Source organism: Pseudomonas sp. GM_Psu_1 (assembly GCF_026544185.1).
GTDB classification, from domain to species: domain Bacteria; phylum Pseudomonadota; class Gammaproteobacteria; order Pseudomonadales; family Pseudomonadaceae; genus Chryseomonas; species Chryseomonas oryzihabitans.
This window is the reverse complement of record NZ_JALNUX010000006.1, coordinates 375,153-396,287: the sequence shown is the minus strand read 5'-3', so window position 1 is coordinate 396,287 and position 21,135 is coordinate 375,153. Positions and strand designations below refer to the sequence as shown.

Below are 21,135 nucleotides of genomic sequence, written 5' to 3'. Positions count from 1 at the left end.
CAGAAATTATCTGCACAATTTCGGCGGCGCTTTTTTGGCCTTGGCGGCGTTGCCGCTCCTCGCCATAGCCCTGCTATGACTCGTCGCGGCGCCTAGCCCATACCAAAAAAATCACTCGCCGATTCTTGCGCGAACTTCTGAAACACCACACTAGACCGGCACCGCCTGTCCCAGCGCCAGCTTGCGCCGGCGCTGCACCTCGGCGCCGGCGATCATCGCCGCGGGCAACAGCACCAGCGGCCACAACTCGTCCGGATTGCCGATCAGCTTGGCGCCATCGAAATTGAGCATCAGCAGGGCCACGGCCAGATAGAGTCCCCAGGGATCGCGCTGCCGCAGGGCCGCGCCCAGGCTGGCCAGCATCAGCACGCCAAAGATCAGCAGCGACACCAGGCCGGTGTAGATGCCGAAGGACACGAAGATGTTGTGCGGGTGCTGGATGGCCTCGGTGCCGTGCAGCAGGTCGTGACTCTGATAGCCCAGACCGCAGCCCAGCCACCAGCCGCAGGACTCCCAGTCCTTGATCATGAAGTGGAACAGCTCGATGCGCCCGGAATCCGCCCGGCCCCAGAAGGCGACGAACCAGGCTTCGGTGTGCACCACCTGGACCACCCCGGCGATCAGGGCACTGACCAGGACCACCAGCGCCAGGGTACGCAGCGGAAAGCGCGGAAAGGCGAAGAGCACGCCGAGGGCGGCCAGGAAGCCGATGCCGACCAGGCCGGTGCGGGTCTGAAGGGCGAAGGAGATGCCGACGATGGTGACCACCACCGCCGCCAGCAACTCGATCCAGCGCCGCTCGCGGATCCAGGTGGGCGCCGCCAGGCCGCCCAGGCAGACCATCCAGATGCTCACATAGATGGGATTGGAAATGCGTCCCGGCAGGTGGATGACCCGCTGGCCGACGGCATAGTGGCCGGTGAGCCAGAACACCAGGCTGGAGCCCACGGCATAGGCGCAGACCACCCAGAAGGCCAGGCGCACGAAGCCGGGGCGACGAAAGAAGTCGCCGTCCACCAGGCAGGCCACGCTCAGCACGAACAGCAGCACATAGAGGATGTGCTTGAAGAACTGCCCCTCCTCGGCCCGCACCCCCGGCACGATGAACCAGGCGAGAAACACCAGCCAGAGCAGCAGCAGCGGCGAGCGCCAGTCGATCAGCCGCGGGCGCAGCACGAAGAGGATCAGTGCCGGCAGGGCGATCGCCGCATAGTAGTAGCTGTTGATCCACTTCGCCGTGGGGATGCACAGGTAGGCGGCCATGAACACCAGCACCGCCAGGGTGAAATAGCGACTCTGCTGCAGGCGATCGAGCAAGGGTGTCACCACAACAGGGCTCCCAGGAGTGCACCGACCAGGAAGGCCAGTGCCAGTTTGATGCGTTCCATCCGCCGGCGCTTCTGTTTGTCGTTGCGGTCCTTGTCGCTGACCACGTGCTGGCCGAAGCCGGTGTGCAGCACGGCATCGTTTTCCAGGATCAGCGCGTGGCGCTGGGCGTCGGCATAGCGCCGGGACAGTTCCTTCTCGCCGCTCAGGTCGCCATAGGGTGCGTGCAGCAGGTAGTCGGCGCGCCGGCGCAGACCGGGATTGAAGGAAAAGCCCTGCCATTCGAGCTTGTGCGAGCCGACCTCATGAAAGGCGATGCCGGCATGCACCTGGCGCGGCTTGAGATAGACGTAGGGGCTGTGGATCGCCAGGTCATGGGCATGGCTGCGCAGCCAGACCTGCAGCGCCTGGGGATCGGCCTCCAGCAGCGCCTGGGAATCCTCGATGAAGCCCGGGCGATAGAAGGCCCAGTCGTCTTCGCAGTGAAAGATCCAGCTTGTCTCGACCCGGGCATAGGCGGCGTCGACGCTGCGCATCTGGCCGAGCTTGGGGTTGTTGACGATGAACTCGGTGTGCTCGCGCCAGTGCGCCGGGATGTAGTCGCGTACCGCTTCGTCGCCGGAGTCCTCGGTGATGAAGACCCGGCGGATGGGCGCGGTGTTGAATTCGTCGAAGGTCGCCAGCGTCTGCCTGAGCAGGTCGAAGCGCCCGCAGCTGGTGACGACCATAGAGATGTCGCTGTCGGCGGAAAACTGCACGTTCTACCCTTTCTGCCAGTTGAGTCGAAAGCCGGACCTTGCGCGGCGCATCAGCGTCCCAGCCAGCTCAGCAGGCGGCGGAGGAACCCCGGTGCGACGGCCGGTCGCAGCGCTGGGGTTATAGCCGAAACGATGCGCTCACCCAAGTGGCCGAAGGCGAAAGAGTGACGCGCCAGGGCCTCTCCCGCCCTGGCGATGGCCGCGGCGTGCGCCGGATCGCTTCGCAGCCGGGCGAGTTTCTCGCGCAACTCCTCCAGCGAGCGATAGAGCACCACGTTGACGCCATCCTCGAAGCCCAGCGCCCGGTTCTCTTCTTCGCCCTGGTCATAGGTGAAGAGCACGCAGCCGCAGGCCATGGCCTCGAAGTTCTTGATCATGTATTCGCCCATGCCGACATCGGCGCCGACAAAGAAGCGGATGCGGTTGAGCGTCTGCAGGTATTCGTCGCCCGAGCGGGTCTTGGTGATCAGCAGCGGCTCGACCCTGGCCAGATCTTCCAGCAGCTGCTTGCGGCCGCTGTAGGCCACGCTGCCCAGGCTGCCGACGAAGCCCAGCTCGATGTCGCGCTCGACACCCAGGTCGCGCAGGCGACTGTCGTCGTAGCCCTTGGGCACGAAGTGGGCGTCGATCCCCTCCTCCTGCAGCCGCCGCGCCACCCCGGCGCCGGAGACCAGCACCCGGACGTGGGGCATGGCCCGGTAGTAGCGGCTGAATTTGCCGGTGTACTTGCAGGGGATGAAATTCTGGTAGGCGTCGTGTTCCAGCTCCACCAGATTGGGCAGGCTGCGAATGAAGGAGATCTGCTTGAGCTGCTTCTTGAACCTCAGAAACAGCAGGATGCGGTCGTATTGCTCGGGCTGGGGCACGGCGCGGCGGAAATAGCCGCGCAGATCGGCCTGTTCCTCGTCGCTCAGCCAGCGCAGGTCGCAGTCGCAATGGGCGGCGATGCTGGCATAGAAGTGGTCCAGCAGGATGCGTTGCTCCTTCTGGACCAGGAACAGGACTTTCACGGCGCCGGGGCCTTGAAGGCGGCGACCATCGGCAGCCGCCAGAAGTCGCGGCGCACGGCCTCGTCGGAGAAGCGTTCGGCCAGGCGCTCGCGCATGTGCTGCACGCAGGCGCGTCTCTGGCTCGGCGCCAGGCGGCCCAGATGCTGCAGACCCTGGCCCAGGGCCTCGGCGTCGCCCAGGGGAAAGAGAAAGCCCACGCCTTCGACGATCTCCCGGGCGCCGCCGCAGGAGGTGGCGATCAGGGGCACGCCGGCGGCCATGGCTTCCAGCAGGACCATGCCGAAGGGCTCGTGGTCGGAACTCAGGGCGAAGACGTCGAAGGCCTTGAAATAGCGCCGGGCGCCTTCCACCTGGCCAAGGAACAGCACCCGGTCGGCGATGGCCAGTTCGCGGGCCAGATCCTTGAGGTCTTCTTCCAGGCGACCCTTGCCGAGAATCGCCAGCAGGGCGTTGGCCGGCAGATTCGGCAGGGCGGCGGCGAAGCCGCGCAGCAGCGTGGCCTGATCCTTGTCCGGATGCAGGCGACCGACGTTGCCGACGATCCAGGCGTCATGGGGCAGCTTGAGCTCGGCGCGGGCCTGGTCGGCCGGCAGGAGTTCGCGCTCCACCGCCTCGACGTCCAGGCGGTTGTAGAGGGTCTCGATGCGCTCGGCGGGCCAGTCCTTGAGGCGCAGGCGCAATTCGTCGCGCACCGCGTCGGAGACGCCCAGCAGGGTCAGCCGCTTGCTCATCAGCTTGGCGAACAGCCGCCGGCCGAGCCGGTCGTAGTCGCCAAAGGCATGGTGCACGCCGATCACCGGCAGATTGGTGGCGAGGCAGGCGATCCAGATCGGCTTGAAGCGATGGGCGATGACGAAGCGGATGCCCCGCGAACGGACGATCTCACGCAGCGCCTGGATGGCGCCGAGCTTGAGTCCGCGGACGTCCCGGGAAGAGTACTCCAGGAACAGCACCTCGTCGCTGCCGCAGCCGGCCGCCACCTCGGCGTCGGCGGTGCCGGTGAGAAAGACCGTGGTGACGCGATAGCCGCTGCCCGCGAAGAGGCTGGCGGTCTGGCGGGCGCAGTCGAGGAAGGGACCGTCGTAGCCGTGACAGAACTGCAGCACCCGCGGTTCGGCGGAACGCGTCATACGCCAGCCCCCTCCTTGACCACCAGGATGTCTTCCATGATCAGGTACTGCAGATCCGAGCCGAAGAACATGTTCAGGGCGTCGGTGGGCGAGCAGACCATGGGTTCACCGCGGCGGTTGAGCGAGGTGTTGAGGGAGACGCCGTTGCCGGTGAGCTTTTCCAGCTCGACCATGAGGTCGTACCAGCGCGGATTGTGCCGGCGCTCCAGCACCTGGGCGCGGGAGGTGCCGTCTTCGTGGACCACCTCGGGTACCCGGCTCTTCCACTCTTCATTGACCTCGAAGGTAAAGGTCATGAAGGGCGAGGGATGGTCGACCTTGAGCATCTGCGGCGCCACGGTGTCGAGCATGGACGGGCAGAACGGCCGCCAGCGCTCGCGGAACTTGATCTGGGCGTTGATGCGATCGGCCACGCCCGGCACGCTGGGGCAGCCGATGATGGAGCGACCGCCCAGGGCGCGCGGACCGAATTCCAGGCGACCCTGGAACCAGGCCACCGGATTGCCGGCCACCATGATCTCGGCGATGCGCTGGGGCATGTCGTCGATCCGCTCCCACTTGGGTGCGTTGGGATGGCGGGCGCAGGCGGCGATGACGTCTTCGTTGCTGTAGCCGGGGCCGAGATAGACGTGCTCCATCTTCTCCACCGGCACGCCGCGGGCATGGGAGACGTAGGCGGCGGCGCCGACGGCGGTGCCGGCATCGCCCGAAGCCGGCTGGACGAACAGCTCCTTGACCTCGGGACGGGCGATGATCTTCTGGTTGAGCTTGACGTTGAGCGCGCAGCCGCCGGCAAAGGCAATCTTGCCGGTCTGACGGATGATGTCGCCCAGGTAGTAGTCCATCATCTCCAGCGCCAGCTTCTCGAACAGCGCCTGCATGCTGGCGGCATAGTGGATGTAGGGATCGTCGGCGATATCGCCTTCGCGCTTGGGCCCAAGCCACTCGATCAGCTTGGGCGAGAAGTAGTAGCCCTTGCCCTTTTCCTTGTAGCGGCGGAAACCGATGACGTTGGCGTAGTCGGTGTTGATGATCAGCTCGCCGTTCTCGAATTTCGCCAGGCGCGAGAAATCGTACTTGCTGGCATCGCCATAGGGCGCCATGCCCATGACCTTGAATTCGCCGTCGAGCATCTCGAAGCCGAGGAATTCGGTGAGGGCGCCATAGAGGCCACCCAGGGAGTCCGGGTCGTAGAACTCCTTGATCTTGTGGATCTTGCCGTTCTCGCCGTAGCCGAAGAAGGTGGTGGCGTACTCGCCCTTGCCGTCGATGCCGAGGATCGCGGTCTTTTCGCTGAAGCCCGAGCAGTGATAGGCACTGGAGGCGTGGGCCAGGTGGTGCTCGACGGCTTCCAGCTTGACCTTCTTGAGGTCGAAGCCGAGCTGCACCAGGCACCACTCGATGCGCTTCTGGTAGCGGTGATAGCGGCGATTGCCGAACAGGATGGCGTCCAGGGCGCGATCCGGCGCGTAGGCATAGCGCTTGGCGTAGTGCCAGCGGGCTTCGCCGAAGAGGCTGATGGGCGCATAGGGAATGGCCACCACGTCGACGTCGGCGGGGGTGATCCCGGCCTGTTCCAGGCAGAACTTGGCCGACTCGTAGGGCATGCGATTCTTGGCATGCTTGTCGCGTACGAAGCGTTCTTCTTCCACCGCGGCGATCAGCTTGCCGTCGATATAGAGCGCGGCGGAGGGATCGTGGCTGAGGGCGCCGGACAGGCCAAGGACGGTCAGGGACACAGGTAAAGCCTCTGTACAGGGCGAAGCCAGGGGAGTTCGCCGGGGTTTCGCGAGGCCGCTGCAGGCCCGCCTCGCCTCAAAAACGGCGAATTATAGCCGTTCAGGCAGGCCACGGGTAATGGCCGCACGCCGGAGCGGGGCTTAGCGCACGGCGATTCAGCCCCGGTACAGATGGCGGCGCTTCGCTCAAGCCGGCGGCAGGCGCTCGTCGAGCAACCGGTGCAGGGCGCTGTCGGCCGGCCAGTTGCGCAGCAAGCGGGCACGGTCGCGGGCATAGGCACTGGCATAGGCGCTGTCGCTGCCGTGGGCCTGCAGGGCGTCGAGGTCGATCACCAGCCAGCGGCCGTCGTGCCAGATCAGGTTGGTGCCCTTGAAGTCGCCATGACCGAGGCGCTCGCGGCGCAGGGCCTCGACCAGCGCCAGCAGGGCGTCCAGCTCGGCCGCGGGCGGGGCGGAATCCACATAGGGGGCGAAACGCTCCAGCAGATTGGGCCCGTCGACGAAGGGCGTCACCAGGTAGGCGCGCCCGCGCAGGCCGAGGAAGCGTAGCTCGCGCACGGCCAGGGGCTCGGGGGTGGGGATGCCGAGGAACAGCAGCCGATGGCCTTCGCGCCAGCTGTGCCAAGCCCGGCTCGGTCGCCAGAAGCGCGTGAGCCAGTGGCCGAAGCCCTTGATGTTGTATCTCTTGAGCACCAGGTCCTGGCCCTGCCACTGCAGCCGGGCCACGGTGGCGGCGCCGCCGTCCTTGAAGGTCGGCAGGCCGGCCAGGGCGGCATCGGGATCGGCCAGCAGGCCTTCCAGACGACTCAGCCAGGTACGGCGCACGGCGATCAGGCCGAAGGCGCTGCGGGTGACGGCGAACAGGGTGCACTCCCGACCGCTCTTCTTCAGGTAGTCGGCCAGGCGCCAGCGGCGGATCTCGGCGGTGCGCGCCAGCAGGGCGTCGAGGCGCAGGGCGTGCTCGGCATTGACCAGCAGGTAGTGGATCAGCAGTTCTTCCAGCTGGGCATCCAGGGCGGCCGGCAACTGGGCGAAGAACACCGCCAGATTCTCCTGCACCCGCGCCTGGGACAGCGGTTGGCCGACACTCTCGGCCTGGATGTCCGCCGCATCTATGACCAGGGCTGCGCCGTCCTTGACCAGCAGGTTGTCCAGGTGCAGATCGGCCTGCCAGAGACCCTGGGCATGTAGCTGCGCCAGGGTGGCGAGGGCGGCGCCTAGCAAAGCATCCTGAGCCGGCGACAAGGGCGGTTCGGTGGCGAGCGGCTGCCAGAGCTGCTCGACGCTGGGCGCCGCCTCAATGAAGTCGAACAGCAGCCAGGCGCCCTGCCCGCCTGCCTCGCCGCTGTCCAGCAGCGCGGGAGTCGGCGCCGCGGCGGCCGCCAGCAGGCGACAGCCCTCGCGCTCGCGGGCGAATTGCCGGCTCGCGCGCTCGCCGACCAGCAGCTTGGCCAGCACCCGCCGGCCCTGCCAGCGGGCTGCGCCGACATAGCGCTGACCGGGCAGCACCCTGAGCAGCGACAGCACTTCCAGTTCGCCACCGGGCAGTTCGATGCGCAGCGGCAGGGCTGGCGCGCGGCCGGCCCTGGCCAATTGCTCCAGGGTCATGCCTTGCGCTCCTTGTGGCGGCGACGCCCGGCCAGACGCTGGCTCCAGTCCCGCACGGCGGCGCTGTCCAGCGACTGGTCCAGATAGCTCGCCAGCAGGCGGGCGATGTCCGATTCACTCCATTGCGGCGCGCGGCGCAGCAGGGGTTCGAGATCGCGCAGGCGATCGCGCCGGCCGAACAGCAGCGGCCGGGTCTTTTCCAGATCGATCAGCCGCGCGACCAGGCCTTCGCCCTGGCGCTGCAGGAACAGATGCTTGGGATAGAAGCAGCCGTGCACCTGGCCGGCGCCGTGCAGCTGCCGGGCCAGTTCACCGACGGCGACCAGCACCGCCTGGCGCTCGTCCGGCGCCAGGTGCGGCCAGACCCGCAGCCAGCTGTCCAGATCGCGCCAGTCATCCAGCGCCCGGGTCAGCAGGATGGCGCGCCAGCCCTGGTCGTCGCGGCGCTCGCCGTAATAGGCCAGCTCCAGTGCCGGGATGCCGAGCTCGGCGTAGCGGCGGATGTTGCGACTCTCGCGGGCGAAGGTCGGCTCGCCCAGCGGGCGGGCCAGGGTCCGGGTCAGGTAGTCGCGCTGGCGCTTGAGGTAGTAGCCATGACCGGCGACGTCCAGGCGAAACACCTGGCTGAAGCCGCCGCGCCCCTGGTTGGGTTCATCCACCGCGGGCAGCTCCAGCGCCCACAGCGCCGCGAAGCTGTCCAGACCCTGGCCGGCCAGCACGGCCCGATCCTCGGCCGCCCATACCTCGTTCATTCCCGCCCCTTGAAATAGTCCAGCACCTCGCGGATGCGCCCCTTGTCGTTGTCGCTGAGGCGCGCGCGACCGCGGTATTGCAGATAGAACCTGAGGCGCTGGGTGCGCGACAGCTGGTACTTGGCCACCTTGTCCAGGCAGGCCAGGTCCTTGACGATGCGCCAGCGCAGCCAGTGGCCGACCCAGAAGGCGCCGGCCGGGCAATCGATGAAATAGAGCACGCCCTGGCCATCCACCAGCAGGTTGCGCCACTTGAGATCGTTATGGACGAAATGGTGGTCGTGCAGGGTGCGGGTGGCCGCGGCCAGCTGGCGGCTGACGTTGTCGACCCAGACCCGGTCGCGCAGGCGTGGATCCTCGCGCCGGGCCAGTTCGGCGAGATCCAGGGTGTCGGGAATCTCGCGGGTGATCATGGCGCCGCGGGTGAACCCCCGCGGCGAACGCTCCATCCCCCAGGCCACCACCGGCGCGGTGGCGATGCCCCACTTGGCGAAGCGCTTGAGATTCTGCCACTCGGCCTTGACCCGCGGCCGCCCGACATAGCGCCGTAGCCCCTTGCCAGCGCCGTGGTAGCGCTTGACGTAGTACCGGATGCCGTCGCGCTCGATGCGCACCACTTCCGACAGCGGATCGCTGGTCAGGCGTTCGCCGGTCAGGGCGAACACCGCGTCCAGGGTCGCGAATTCGGGCAGGTGGGCGACGCTGGAATCGATGCGCCAGTCAGCCATCAGAGCCGGTCCCCGTAGCGTTCCTTGCGCTCCAGCAAGGCGGCGGCCTTGCGTTCCAGCCGCGCCAGCAGCGGGGCCTCGTCGCGCAGGATCTCGCGCAGCGGGCGCTGGAAGTAGCCGCGCAGGAAGCGCAGGAAGTCGCGCCGCGTCAGGCCGATGCCCAGGGCGGAGAAATACAGTCCGGCCAGGTCCTTGTCGCGCCAGCGCCGGGGCACCTGGGCGCGGCACTGGGCACGGTGCAGGTCGATCAGCCAGAGTCGCAGAGTGGCCACGGTGACCGGCTGGGCGGTGTCGAGCAGGAAATGGCAGATGTAGCAGTCGCGATGATTGACGCCGGCCCGGTGCATGGCGCCGGTCATGCGCGCCACCTCGGCGATCAGCGCCCGCTTGAGCGCCGGCTCGGGCGGCTGGCGGACCCAGTCGAGACTGAAGTCTTCGAGACTGACAGTGGGCGCCAGCTCCTCGGTGATGATGAAGGAGTGCTGGGTCGCCGGATTGACGCCGCGCTCGCCAAAGGCCACGGCGGTCATGGTCGGCACGCCGACCTGGTGCAGCCGCTCGATGGCCTGCCATTCCTGGCGCGCACCCAGCACCGGCTGCTTGGCCTGCAGCAGATTCTTGGCGATCTCGCCCCAGCCGATGCCGCGGTGGATCTTGACGAAGTAGCCGCGCCCGGCCACCTCGGTGCGCAGGGTGCGGCGGCCGTCCAGTTCGCGATAGACCTGGCCCTGCAGGGCCTCCACGGCGACGAAGGGATCCTGGCCGGCCCAGAGGCTGGCGAAGGGCTCACGCAATTCCAGGGTCATGCCACCCCCAGGATGACATCGGCGGCGCGCTCGGGCAGCGAATAGAGATCGGCGCTGTCGGCGAAGGCCAGGCCGTTGCGACCCTGCACCGCGCGGCGCTCGGGATCGGCCAGCAATTCGGCCAGCATCCGGTCCAGGGTCTCCTGGGCGAAGGGCGACGGCACCACCTCGCCGGCGCGGGCCTCGTCGATGTAGTGGGCATAGCCGCAGACGTCGGTGACCAGCACCGGCAGTCCGGCGACCAGCGCCTCCAGGAGCACGGTGCCGGTGTTCTCGTTATAGGCCGGGTGGATCAGCAGATCGGCGCCGAGCAGGAAGCGCGGGATGTCGCTACGCCCCTTGAGGATCTGGACGCGATCGCTCACGCCCAGGGCCTTGGCCTGCAGCAGGAAGGGCTTGGGATCGTCCTGGCCGATGGCGAACAGCCGGGTGCGCTTGCGCAATTCCCTGGGCAGCGATGCCAGGGCGCGCAGACTGCGATCCAGGCCCTTGGTCTTGAAGCCGGAACCGATCTGCACCAGCAGCAGCTCGCCCTCCTCCAGCCCGAATTCGCGGCGGAAGTCGGCGCGGATCTCGGCGGCATTGGTCGGCGCGCGGCGGTCGGCGGCGATGCCCGGCGGCAAGAGATGGAAGCGCGGCGCCGGCGTGCCGTAGTGCTTGACGAACAGCGGCTGCTGCACCTCGGAGATCATCAGGATCTCGGTGGAGGACTCGGGCGCGAACACCGCCCGCTCGTATTCGGCGAAGTGGCGATAGCGACCCCACTGGCGATAGAGCGGGTTGCGCAGGGTCTGGGCCTTGTCCTCGAAACAGGGATCGGCGGCGTAATAGACGTCCAGCCCCGGCATCTTGTTGAAGCCGATCACCCGGTCGACCGGATCGCGGGCGAGGTCGGCCTGCAGCCAGGCGTGGAATTTCTCGTTGCGTCGGTGATTGAACAGGGCGCTGACCCGGGCCACCCGCACATCGAAGCCCTCCGGTACCGGGCCTTCCCAGATCAGGGTGTAGACGCGAATGGCATGGCCGCGGCGCTGGCACTCCTGGGCGATGCGCAGGAAGTCCCGCTGCAGGCCGCCAAAGGGAAAGTACTTGTAGAGCACGAAAGCCAGGGTCATGCGGGGAGGTCTTCCAACAGCAGGGTTTCCAGTTCCAGTTCGACCCGCTCCGGGGTCAGGGCGGCCAGACTCGCGGCAGGCTGATCGCGCGGCTCGTCGGTGCCATCCAGGCCCACGGCGCTCAGGTGCACCTGGGAGCGGCCATAGGCGCCGACCTTCTTCGGACTGGTCGGGCCATAGAGCGAAACGGTGGGCACGTCCAGGGCGGCCGCCAGGTGGCCAAGACCGGTATCCACCGCCACGCAGGCTCGGGCGCCGGCCAGCACCTTGGCCACCCCGGCGAGATTCAGGCGCGGCAGCACCTGGACGCCATCCAGGCCGTCGGCGATGCAATCGGCCCGGGCGTGCTCCGCCTCGTTGCCCCACAGCAGCCGCACCGGCCAGTCCAGCCGGCTCATGCGTTCGGCCAGTTCGCGCCAGTGGGCCTCGGGCCAGTGCTTGCTGACCCAGGTGGTGCCATGCAGGAACACCACATAGGGCGTCTCGTTGGGCCCGGCCAGGCGTTGCCGATCCAGGCCGTAGTCACCCACGCCGGCCGGCAGCGGATAGTCCAGCGCCTGGGCGAACAGCTGGCGGATCCGCTCCAGGGCATGCTGCCCCTTGGCCACGTGATAGCGTTCGTCATAGAAGCGGCTGGCCAGGGGCTCGCGCGCGGAAGTGCGGTCGAGACCGGCCACCGGCGCCTCGGCATAGCGGGTCAGCCAGGCGCTCTTGAGCAGGCCCTGGGCATCGATCACCCGGTCATAGCGCTGCTCGCGCACCCGACTCTTGAATTCGCCCCATTCGCCACTGGCCCAGGCGGAAAAGGGCTGCTTGCGCCAGCGCCGCAGGGCCACCGGGATCACCTGGCTCACCGCCGGGTGCCAGGCGGGAATCTCGGCGAAGCCTTCTTCCACCACCCAGTCGAAGCAGATGCCGGGGATGGCCCGGGCCGCATCGGTCAGCGCCGGCAGGGTATGGATGACATCGCCGAGCGACGAGGTCTTGACCAGCAGCACGCGCATCTAGCCCACCTCGACCGGATCGGCGACCAGACGGCCGAGAGCGTCCTGCACCAGGCTCGGCTGCAAGAGGCGCAGGCAGTCGTAGTGACCGAAGCGACAGGTGCGGTCGAAGCAGGGACTGCACTCCAGCCCCAGGCGCACCACCTCGACCTGACTGGCCAGTGGCGGCGTGAAGCCCGGCGAGGTGGAGCCATAGACCGCCACCAGCGGGCGATCCAGGGCCGCGGCCACGTGCATCAGCCCGGAATCGTTGCTGACCACGGCGCTCGCACAGGAGAGCAGGTCGATGGCCTCGGCCAGGGAGGTGCGCCCGGCGAGGTTGCAGACATCTTCTTCGAAGCCGGGGGTGACCCATTCGCGGATCTCTTCACCGCCCGGGGCATCCTTCTGCGAGCCGAACAGCCAGACCTGCCAGCCCTGGCGCAGCCGGGCATCGGCCACGGCGGCATAGTGCTCGGCCGGCCAGCGCTTGGCCTCGCCGAACTCGGCACCCGGACAGAGCGCCAGCACCGGCCGGTCCAGACTCAGGCCGAAGCGTTCCAGGGCGGCGTCGCGGCTGGCGGGATCGATGGCCAGGCGCGGCTCGGGATAGGGTTTGGGCAACTCGGCACCGGGCGCATGGGCCAGCGCCATGAAGCGCTCGATCATCAGCGGATAGCGGGCCTTGTCCAGGGTGCGGATATCGTTGAGCAGGCCGAATCTCATCTCGCCGCGCCAACCGGTGCGCTTGGGGATGCCGGCGAAATAGGGCACCAGCGCCGATTTCAGCGAGTTGGGCAGGAGGATCGCCTGGTCATAGCGACCGCGCAGCTGCTGGCCGATGCGCCGGCGGGTGGCCAACTCGAAGGCGCCATGGCCGAGGGGAAAGCTCAGGGCTTCGCGCACCTCGGGCATGCGCTCGAGCAGCGGGCGACTCCACTCAGGGGCGAGTACGTCGATCTGGCAGTCGGGGTGCTGGCGCTTGAGGCAGACGAAGAGGGTCTGCGCCATCACCATGTCGCCGACCCAACTGGGTCCGATGATCAGAATATTCATGCTGGAAGGCGATCGGCACCTAGCGGGTGGCCGACTCCCACTCCCTCAGGCCCGGCCTGATCGAAAGCTCGCGCACGGACATCGACATCTTGCCTCTCCTTACTGATGACGGCCTAAAAGGTGGCCGGATTGCCGGACGGCGTGTCCAGCCCCAGGCCGTGCCAGATACGGCGTACTTCGTCGCGCTCGGCGAGAAAGCCGTCGGCCGGCACCTTACCCGGCTGCTTCTGCAGCACCAGGCGGTGCAGCGCGGCGCGGTAGGCCTTGTAGGCTTCGCGCAGGGCAATGGCGTCCGTGGCCGGTACCAGACCAGCCGCTTCGAGGGATTCCAGGATGCGGATGTTGTCGGGAAAACGCAGCAATTCGGGATGCTGCCACGACCAGGCCAGAACGGCATATTGGACCATAAATTCGATATCGACGATACCGCCGGCATCCTGCTTGAGGTCGAACAGCTGCTCCGGCCGGCGTGCGTTCGGCCCCAGTCCGCCGGCGGTCAGCGCGGTGCCGAGGTTGTCGAGCATCTTGTCGCGCATGCCGGCCACGTCGGCCTGCAGGGTCGCCAGCTCCCGTTGCCGACCGAGGATGCGCGCGCGCACCGCGTCGAAGCGCTCGCCCAGCCGCGGGCAACCCGCTACCACCCGCGCCCGCACCAGGGCCTGATGTTCCCAGGTCCAGGCCTCGCTCTGCTGGTAGCGCTCGAAGGCCTCCAGCGAACTCACCAGCAGCCCCGCCGCGCCGGACGGCCGCAGGCGCATGTCCACCTCGTAGAGGGTGCCCACCGGGGTGGTGGTGGTGAGCAGATGGATGATCCGCTGACCGAGGCGATTGAAGAACTGGGCGCCATCCATGGGCTTGGCGCCATCGGTCTCGGCCAGGGGATCGGCGTCGTGGATGAACACCAGGTCGAGATCCGAACCGTGGCCGAGTTCGATGCCCCCGACCTTGCCATAGCCGACGATGACGAAATCCGGCTGGCAGGGCGAGCCGTCGCGCCGCTGCGGCGTGCCATGGCGCTGCACCAGCTGGCGCCAGGCCAGGCCGAACACCTCTTCGAGGATCACCTCGGCCAGCCAGGTGAGATAGTCGCTGACCTTCATCAGCGGCAGGCTGCCGGCGATCTCCGCCGCCGCCACCCGCAGGCTGTGGGCGCGCTTGAAGTGGCGCAGCACGTCCATCTGCTGCTCCAGGTCCTCTTCGGGCAGGCGCATCAGGCGCTCGCGCAACTCGGCGGCCAGTTCCGGCTTCTGCGGCGGATGATAGAGCCGCCCCTCGTTGAGCAACTCGTCGAGCAGCGCCGGATAGCGGGCGATCTGCTCGGCCACCCAGGCACTGGCGCCACAGAGTTCCAGCAGCCGCGCCAGGGCCGGCGGATTCTCGCTGAGCAGGACCAGGTAGGCCGAGCGACGCGCCACCGCCTCCACCAGCGGCAGCACCCGCTCCAGCGCCCGATCGGGTTGCTCGTCGGCGCTGACCGCATCCAGCAGCCTCGGCATGAAGGCATCCAGGCGTTCGCGACCGGCGCGCTGCATGGCGCGCACCTGACCACTGGCGCGCAGACTGGCCAGCAATTCCAGCGCCTGCTCCGGCGCCTGGAAGCCCGCCTCGCGCAGTCGCGCCTGGGACTCCTCGGGGTCGAGCAGGTCCTCCCACAGCGGCAGCCAGCTGTCTTCCAGTTCGGCGCTCTGGGTCTCCTCCTCGGGATCGGCGATGGTCTGCTGGAAGTGCCAGTCGATGCGGCTGCGCCAGGCGTCGAGCGCGGCGCTGAATTCATCCCAGTCGGCATGGCCCATGAGAAAGGCCACCCGCGCCCGGCCCTGGGGATCCACCGGCAGGGTCTGGGTCTGCTGGTCGGCGATGGCCTGCAGCCCGTGCTCCACATAGCGCAGGAAGCAATAGCCCTCGCGCAACTCGGCTTCGGCCGCGGCCGGCAGATAGTCGCGCTCGCGCAGACTGGTCAGCACCCTGAGCAGCGGTCGCTGCTGCAGCGCCGGATCGCGTCCGCCGTGGATCAGCTGATAGGCCTGCGCGATGAATTCCACTTCGCGGATGCCACCCGCGCCCAGCTTGACGTTGTCGGTCATGCCGCGCCGGCGCACCTCCTGGCGGATCAGCTGCTTCATGCTGCGCAGGGCTTCGATGGCGGAGAAATCCAGATAGCGCCGATAGACGAAGGGCCGCAGCAGGGTCAGCAGCTCGGCGCCGCTGGCCTGGTCGCCACCGACCACCCGCGCCTTGATCATGGCGTAGCGTTCCCAGTCGCGCCCCTGGTCCTGGTAATAGAGCTCCATGGCGGCAAAGCTCAGCACCAGGGCACCGGCGCTGCCATAGGGCCGCAGGCGCATGTCGACGCGAAAGACGAAGCCGTCCACGGTGACGGCGTCCAGCGCCTTGATCAGGCGCTGCCCGAGGCGGGTGAAGAATTCCTGGTTGTCCTGCTCGCGCCGCGCGCCGCGGGTCTCCCCGGCCTCGCCATAGGCGAAGATCAGGTCGATGTCGGAGGACAGATTGAGCTCTCCCGCGCCCAGCTTGCCCATGCCCAGCACCACCAGCTGCTGCGGCTGGCCGCTGTGGCGTCCGGTCGGCACGCCGAACTGGCTGCACTGCTGGGCGTACAGCCAGGCGCAGGCCTGGTCGATGCAGGCATCGGCCAGGTCGCTGAGGTCGCGACAGGTCTCCACCAGATCGGCGCGGCGGGTCAGGTCGCGCCAGACGATGCGCACCTGCTGCAGCATGCGGAAGCGCCGCAGCCGCCGTCCCAGTTCGGCTTCGTCCGGGCAGTCGGCCAGGGCGTCGCGCAGGCGCTGCGCCATGGCCCCCGGCGCCAGCGACAGCGCAAGGTCGCCGCTGTCGACCAGCGCCAGGCAAGGCTCGGGCAACCGGCAGAATTGCTCGACGACGAAGTCACTGAGGGCAGCCACCCGTCGCCAGTCGGCGCGTTGCGCCGCGGACCAGTTCGCCTGGCGGGCCGCCGCCTCGGGCAGCGTGGCCAGGGCATCGGCCAGACGCCGGTCGGCGAGCTCGGCACATGCGACGAGAGTCGGAGGCAGATCGGGACGAAGGAGGGGTATCATGGGCAGTCCTGCGCAGGGACGGTCGAATCCCGCCACCCTGCCGCGAACCCCCTGCCAGGGACATTCCGACGGACCACCTGGTCCGAGCGGGAACCGTTTTCACGTCCGCGGTTCGGAGTTCGCGAGCCCTCGAGCAGCGCGTTCGACAAACGTCGAATTGTTTTTTATCGCATTACAGCTCGGAGCTGAAACGGATTTGAATTTGTAGTAAAACTACACGCCGATCGGAACCGTCCGGTCATAAATCCAAGAATTTTCGCTGCCCCCAAGAGGCCGGCGGCGACCCTGAGGCGACCGATTTTGGAAGCCTTTCCGCCCTGGAGCAAGCCATGCAAGATCTCGATCCCGTCGAAACCCAGGAATGGCTGGACGCCCTGGAGTCCGTCCTCGACCACGAAGGCGAGGAGCGCGTTCATTATCTGATGACCCGCATGGGCGAACTGGCTACCCGCAGTGGTACCCAGCTGCCCTACTCCATCAATACCCCCTATCGCAACACCATTCCAGTGACCAAGGAAGCCCATATGCCGGGCGACCTGTTCATGGAGCGACGCATCCGCTCGCTGGTTCGCTGGAACGCCCTGGCGATGGTCATGCGCGCCAACCTCAAGGATCCGGATCTGGGTGGCCACATCTCCACCTTCGCCTCCAGCGCCACCCTCTATGACATCGGCTTCAACTATTTCTGGAAGGCGCCCAACGAAGAGCACGGCGGCGACCTGATCTACTATCAGGGCCATGCCTCCCCCGGCGTCTACGCCCGTGCCTTCCTGGAAGGCCGCCTGTCCGAAGACCAGATGAACAACTTCCGCCAGGAAGTGGACGGCAAGGGGCTGTCGAGCTACCCGCACCCGCACCTGATGCCCGACTTCTGGCAGTTCCCGACCGTCTCCATGGGTCTGGGTCCGATCACCGCCATCTACCAGGCCCGCTTCATGAAGTACCTGGAGAACCGCGGCTACATCCCCGCCGGCAAGCAGAAGGTCTGGTGCTTCATCGGCGACGGCGAGTGCGACGAGCCGGAAACCCTGGGCGCCATCTCCCTGGCCGGCCGCGAGAACCTCGACAACCTGATCTTCGTCATCAACTGCAACCTGCAGCGCCTCGACGGCCCGGTCCGCGGCAACGGCAAGATCGTCCAGGAACTGGAAGGCATCTTCCGCGGCGCCGACTGGAACGTCACCAAGGTCCTCTGGGGCCGCATGTGGGATCCGCTGTTCGCCCGCGACACCGAAGGCCGCATGCAGCAGCGCATGGACGCCGTGGTCGATGGTGAATACCAGAACTACAAGGCGAAAGACGGTGCCTATGTGCGCAAGCACTTCTTCGGCGCCAACCCCGAGCTGCTGAAGATGGTCGAGGACCTGTCCGACGACGAGATCTGGAAGCTCAACCGTGGCGGTCACGACCCCTACAAGGTCTATGCGGCCTACCACCAGGCGGTCAACCACAAGGGCCAGCCCACCGTCATCCTGGCCAAGACCATCAAGGGCTACGGCACCGGTGCGGGCGAAGCCAAGAACACCGCGCACAACACCAAGAAGGTCGATGTGGAGTCGCTGAAGAAATTCCGCGATCGCTTCGACATCCCGCTGAACGACTCCCAGCTCAGCGAGCTGCCCTTCTATCGTCCGGCCGACGACAGCGCCGAGATGAAGTACCTGATGAGTCGTCGCGAATCCCTGGGCGGTCACCTGCCCCAGCGTCGCGCCCGCAGCATCAGCATCCCCACGCCGCCCCTGGACACCCTGAAGGCGGTACTGGACGGCTCCGGCGATCGCGAGATCTCCACCACCATGGCCTTCGGCCGCATCCTGTCGCAACTGGTCAAGGACAAGGACCTGGGCAAGCGCATCGTGCCCATCCTCGCCGACGAGGCCCGTACCTTCGGCATGGAAGGCATGTTCCGCCAGCTGGGCATCTACTCGCCCCACGGCCAGCTCTATGAGCCGGTCGACCGCGACCAGGTGATGTACTACCGCGAGGAGAAGGACGGCCAGATCCTCCAGGAAGGCCTCAACGAGGCCGGCGCCATGTCCTCCTTCATCGCCGCCGGTACCGCCTACAGCAACTACAACCAGCCCATGCTGCCGGTCTACATCTTCTATTCGATGTTCGGCTTCCAGCGCATCGGCGACCTGGCCTGGGCGGCGGGCGATGCCCAGACCCGCGGCTTCCTGCTGGGCGGCACCTCCGGCCGCACCACCCTGAACGGTGAAGGCCTGCAGCACGAGGACGGTCACAGCCACATCCTGGCCGGCACCATCCCCAACTGCCGCAGCTACGATCCCACCTATGCCTACGAGCTGGCGGTGATCATGCGCGAAGGCATCCATCAGATGATGGAACTGCAGCAGAGCGTCTTCTACTACATCACCGTGATGAACGAGAACTACCAGCAGCCGGCCATGCCCGCAGGTGTCGAGGACGGCATCATCAAGGGCATGTACCTGCTGGAAGAAGAAAAGGGCGACTTCAAGCACCGCGTCCAGCTCTTGGGCTCGGGCACCATCCTCAACGAGGTCCGCGCTGCCGCGAGCCTGCTGCGCGAGATGGGCGTCGGCGCCGACATCTGGAGCGTCACCAGCTTCAACGAACTGCGCCGTGAAGGCCTGGCCGTGGATCGCTGGAACCGCCTGCACCCGCTGGAAGAGCGCCGCCTGACCTATGTCGAGCAGTGCCTGGGCGAGCGCCAGGGTCCGGTCATCGCCTCCACCGACTACATGAAGCTGTTCGCCGACCAGATTCGCCAGTGGGTCCCCACCGAATTCCAGGTGCTGGGTACCGACGGCTTCGGTCGCAGCGACAGCCGCAAGAAGCTGCGTGATCACTTCGAGGTCGACCGCCGCTGGGTCGCCGTCGCCGCTCTGCAGGCGCTGGCCAACCAAGGCAAGCTGGAACGCAAGGTCGTGGCCGATGCCATCACCAAGTTCGGCATCGACACCGAGAAGCGCAATCCCCTGGATTGCTGATGCGGCACACGGATAAGAGGAAACAACTGTGAGCGAGACCATCCGCGTACCCGACATCGGCAGTGGCGACGGCGAAGTCATCGAGCTGCTGGTAAAGGTCGGCGATACCGTCGAGGCCGAACAGAGCCTGGTGGTGCTGGAGTCCGACAAGGCCAGCATGGAGATCCCGGCCCCCAAGGCCGGCAAGATCGCCGCCCTGCACATCAAGGTCGGCGACACCCTCAAGACCGGTGACCTGCTGATCGACCTGGAAGGCGAGGACGCCGCCACCGGCAGCGAACCCGCCGCCGAACCCAAGGCCGAGTCCAAACAGACCCAGGTCGAGGAAAGCGAAACCCCGACGCCGGCCGGCGACGAGGACGCCTCGGCGTCCGCCGGCGAAGGCGAAGCCCAGGAGATCCATGTCCCCGACATCGGCTCCAGCGGCAAGGCCAGCATCATCGAGGTGGCGGTCAAGCCCGGCGACACCATCGCCGCCGAGCAGACGCTGATCACCCTGGAATCCGACAAGGCCAGCATGGAAATCCCCTCCCCCGCCGCCGGCGTGGTGGAGAGCGTTTCCGTCAAGGTCGGCGACGAAGTGGGCACCGGCGATCTGATCCTGGTGCTCAAGGGCGCCGCCAATGCTAAGCCGAGCAAGAGCGTCGAATCCAAGGCCGGCGACAAGCCCGCCAAGGAAGCCGCCGAGCCCGAGCTGCACGAGGAAGCCGCCGCCGAGCCGGCCGGTGAATCGGTCGAAGAGATCAAGGTCCCCGACATCGGCTCTACCGGCAGCGCCAACGTCATCGAGGTGCTGGTCAAGGCCGGTGACCAGGTCAAGGCCGAGCAGTCGCTGATCGTGCTGGAGTCCGACAAGGCCAGCATGGAAATCCCGGCGCCCAAGGCGGGCGTGGTGGAAAGCGTTGCCATCAAGGTCAACGACCAGGCCAAGACCGGCGATCTGATCCTGACCCTGAAGGTGGCCGGTGCCGCGCCCAAGCAGGCGGCCAAGCCGGCTGCCGGCAACACCGCCAGCGCGCCGGCTGCCGAGAAGAAGGCCGAGGCGCCGGCCAAGGCCGCCGCTCCCGCCAGCGCCCCTGCCGCCGGCAAGGGCAAGAAGGTCCATGCCGGCCCGGCCGTGCGCATGGTCGCCCGCGAGTTCGGTGTCGATCTGGGCGAGGTCACCCCGACCGGTCCCAAGGGTCGCATCCTCAAGGAAGACGTCCAGGCCTACGTCAAGGATCAGCTGCAGAAGAGCAAGGCGGCTCCGGCCGCGGCTGCCGGCGCCACCGGTGGTGCCGGCATCCCGCCGATCCCCACCGTGGACTTCAGCAAGTTCGGCGAGATCGAAGAGGTGCCGATGACGCGCCTGATGCAGGTCGGTGCCAACAACCTGCATCGCAGCTGGCTGAACGTGCCCCACGTGACCCAGTTCGACCAGTCCGACGTGACCGATCTGGAGGCCTTCCGGGTCGGCCAGAAAGCCGTGGCGGAAAAGGCCGGCGTCAAGCTGACCATCCTGCCGTTCCTGCTCAAGGCCTGCGCCCATGTGCTCAAGGAACTGCCGGACTTCAATGCCTCCCTGGCCCCCAGCGGCAAGGCGGTGATCCGCAAGAAGTACGTGCACATCGGCTTCGCCGTGGACACCCCGGACGGCCTGCTGGTCCCGGTCATCCGCAACGTCGACCAGAAGAGCCTCCTGCAACTCGCCGCCGAAGCCGCCCAACTGGCGGAAAAGGCGCGGACCAAGAAGCTCAGCGGCGACGACATGCAGGGCGCCTGCTTCACCATCTCCAGCCTGGGTCACATCGGCGGTACCGGCTTCACGCCGATCGTCAATGCCCCGGAAGTGGCGATCCTCGGCGTGTCCAAGGCCAGCATGCAGCCGGTCTGGGACGGCAAGGCCTTCCAGCCGCGCCTGATGCTGCCGCTGTCGCTGTCCTACGATCACCGCGTGATCAACGGGGCGGCCGCCGCGCGCTTCACCAAGCGCCTGGGCGATCTGCTGGCGGAAATCCGCGGTCTGCTGCTGTAAACCGCCACAGGACGGTAACGGAAGGCCGTTACCGTCCCCTGGTGTAGTTCAGAAACCCCGCTCA

15 protein-coding genes are annotated in these 21,135 nt (G+C 67.2%); 2 read left to right on the top strand and 13 right to left on the bottom strand.

What is annotated here, in order from left to right; translation table 11 throughout:
* Positions 1-150 precede the first annotated feature (150 nt).
* The 13 genes from OXS31_RS13530 to glnE all read right to left on the bottom strand — a co-directional run bounded on the left by OXS31_RS13530 (position 151) and on the right by glnE (position 16,085).
* Positions 151-1,317, bottom strand: coding sequence for a hypothetical protein (locus OXS31_RS13530; protein ID WP_044342189.1), 1,167 nt, complete (start codon positions 1,315-1,317; stop codon positions 151-153).
* Between the two features lie 5 nt (positions 1,318-1,322).
* Complete coding sequence (locus tag OXS31_RS13525) at positions 1,323-2,054, bottom strand: glycosyltransferase family 2 protein (RefSeq protein WP_267399567.1); 732 nt, start codon at positions 2,052-2,054, stop codon at positions 1,323-1,325.
* Between the two features lie 80 nt (positions 2,055-2,134).
* Complete coding sequence (locus OXS31_RS13520) at positions 2,135-3,094, bottom strand: glycosyltransferase (RefSeq protein WP_027598557.1); 960 nt, start codon at positions 3,092-3,094, stop codon at positions 2,135-2,137.
* A complete protein-coding gene (locus tag OXS31_RS13515; protein WP_027598556.1) occupies positions 3,091-4,224 on the bottom strand; it encodes a glycosyltransferase in 1,134 nt (377 codons plus the stop codon). Before OXS31_RS13515 ends, OXS31_RS13520 begins: the two co-directional genes overlap by 4 nt.
* Positions 4,221-5,963 carry a carbamoyltransferase gene (locus OXS31_RS13510; protein WP_027603040.1) on the bottom strand — a complete coding sequence of 581 codons (1,743 nt, stop codon included), beginning with the start codon at positions 5,961-5,963 and terminating at the stop codon, positions 4,221-4,223. Before OXS31_RS13510 ends, OXS31_RS13515 begins: the two co-directional genes overlap by 4 nt.
* A gap of 186 nt (positions 5,964-6,149) precedes the next feature.
* Positions 6,150-7,571: a lipopolysaccharide kinase InaA family protein gene (locus OXS31_RS13505; protein ID WP_267399485.1), complete on the bottom strand. Its 1,422-nt coding sequence runs from the start codon at positions 7,569-7,571 to the stop codon at positions 6,150-6,152.
* A complete protein-coding gene (locus tag OXS31_RS13500) occupies positions 7,568-8,323 on the bottom strand; it encodes a lipopolysaccharide kinase InaA family protein (RefSeq protein ID WP_044342185.1) in 756 nt (251 codons plus the stop codon). Before OXS31_RS13500 ends, OXS31_RS13505 begins: the two co-directional genes overlap by 4 nt.
* Complete coding sequence (locus OXS31_RS13495) at positions 8,320-9,051, bottom strand: lipopolysaccharide kinase InaA family protein (protein ID WP_027598552.1); 732 nt, start codon at positions 9,049-9,051, stop codon at positions 8,320-8,322. The genes OXS31_RS13500 and OXS31_RS13495 overlap by 4 nt, the downstream gene beginning before the upstream one ends.
* Entirely contained in the window at positions 9,051-9,857 is an 807-nt protein-coding gene (gene rfaP, locus OXS31_RS13490; RefSeq protein ID WP_108582549.1) for a lipopolysaccharide core heptose(I) kinase RfaP, read from the bottom strand. The genes OXS31_RS13495 and rfaP overlap by 1 nt, the downstream gene beginning before the upstream one ends.
* On the bottom strand, positions 9,854-10,972 hold the full coding sequence (locus OXS31_RS13485) for a glycosyltransferase family 4 protein (protein ID WP_150340668.1): 1,119 nt from the start codon (positions 10,970-10,972) through the stop codon (positions 9,854-9,856). Before OXS31_RS13485 ends, rfaP begins: the two co-directional genes overlap by 4 nt.
* Positions 10,969-11,976 (bottom strand): lipopolysaccharide heptosyltransferase I, encoded by a 1,008-nt coding sequence (gene waaC, locus OXS31_RS13480; protein ID WP_267399473.1) that lies wholly within the window; start codon positions 11,974-11,976, stop codon positions 10,969-10,971. The genes OXS31_RS13485 and waaC overlap by 4 nt, the downstream gene beginning before the upstream one ends.
* Positions 11,977-13,011, bottom strand: a complete 1,035-nt coding sequence (gene waaF, locus OXS31_RS13475; RefSeq protein ID WP_027598549.1) for a lipopolysaccharide heptosyltransferase II — start codon at positions 13,009-13,011, stop codon at positions 11,977-11,979. It lies immediately after the preceding gene.
* 113 nt (positions 13,012-13,124) lie between these two features.
* A complete protein-coding gene (glnE, locus tag OXS31_RS13470) occupies positions 13,125-16,085 on the bottom strand; it encodes a bifunctional [glutamate--ammonia ligase]-adenylyl-L-tyrosine phosphorylase/[glutamate--ammonia-ligase] adenylyltransferase (RefSeq protein WP_074585024.1) in 2,961 nt (986 codons plus the stop codon).
* 329 nt (positions 16,086-16,414) lie between these two features.
* Between glnE and aceE the strand changes: the two genes are divergently transcribed.
* Together aceE and aceF are read left to right on the top strand one after the other, a co-directional pair.
* Complete coding sequence (gene aceE / locus OXS31_RS13465) at positions 16,415-19,057, top strand: pyruvate dehydrogenase (acetyl-transferring), homodimeric type (RefSeq protein ID WP_027598547.1); 2,643 nt, start codon at positions 16,415-16,417, stop codon at positions 19,055-19,057.
* A 28-nt stretch (positions 19,058-19,085) separates the two neighbouring features.
* Positions 19,086-21,071 (top strand): dihydrolipoyllysine-residue acetyltransferase, encoded by a 1,986-nt coding sequence (gene aceF / locus OXS31_RS13460; protein ID WP_027598546.1) that lies wholly within the window; start codon positions 19,086-19,088, stop codon positions 21,069-21,071.
* Positions 21,072-21,135 lie beyond the last annotated feature (64 nt).

Excerpts from the sequence above, each read along its gene's own strand:
- rfaP (WP_108582549.1), bottom strand. The coding sequence starts at position 9,857 with ATGACCCTGGAATTGCGTGAGCCCTTCGCCAGCCTCTGGGCCGGCCAG.
- aceE (WP_027598547.1), top strand. The coding sequence starts at position 16,415 with ATGCAAGATCTCGATCCCGTCGAAACCCAGGAATGGCTGGACGCCCTG.
- OXS31_RS13500 (WP_044342185.1), bottom strand. The coding sequence starts at position 8,323 with ATGAACGAGGTATGGGCGGCCGAGGATCGGGCCGTGCTGGCCGGCCAG.
- waaC (WP_267399473.1), bottom strand. The coding sequence starts at position 11,976 with ATGCGCGTGCTGCTGGTCAAGACCTCGTCGCTCGGCGATGTCATCCAT.
- OXS31_RS13505 (WP_267399485.1), bottom strand. The coding sequence starts at position 7,571 with ATGACCCTGGAGCAATTGGCCAGGGCCGGCCGCGCGCCAGCCCTGCCG.
- OXS31_RS13525 (WP_267399567.1), bottom strand. The coding sequence starts at position 2,054 with ATGGTCGTCACCAGCTGCGGGCGCTTCGACCTGCTCAGGCAGACGCTG.
- glnE (WP_074585024.1), bottom strand. The coding sequence starts at position 16,085 with ATGATACCCCTCCTTCGTCCCGATCTGCCTCCGACTCTCGTCGCATGT.
- OXS31_RS13485 (WP_150340668.1), bottom strand. The coding sequence starts at position 10,972 with ATGACCCTGGCTTTCGTGCTCTACAAGTACTTTCCCTTTGGCGGCCTG.
- OXS31_RS13515 (WP_027598556.1), bottom strand. The coding sequence starts at position 4,224 with ATGACGCGTTCCGCCGAACCGCGGGTGCTGCAGTTCTGTCACGGCTAC.
- waaF (WP_027598549.1), bottom strand. The coding sequence starts at position 13,011 with ATGAATATTCTGATCATCGGACCCAGTTGGGTCGGCGACATGGTGATG.
- OXS31_RS13495 (WP_027598552.1), bottom strand. The coding sequence starts at position 9,051 with ATGGCTGACTGGCGCATCGATTCCAGCGTCGCCCACCTGCCCGAATTC.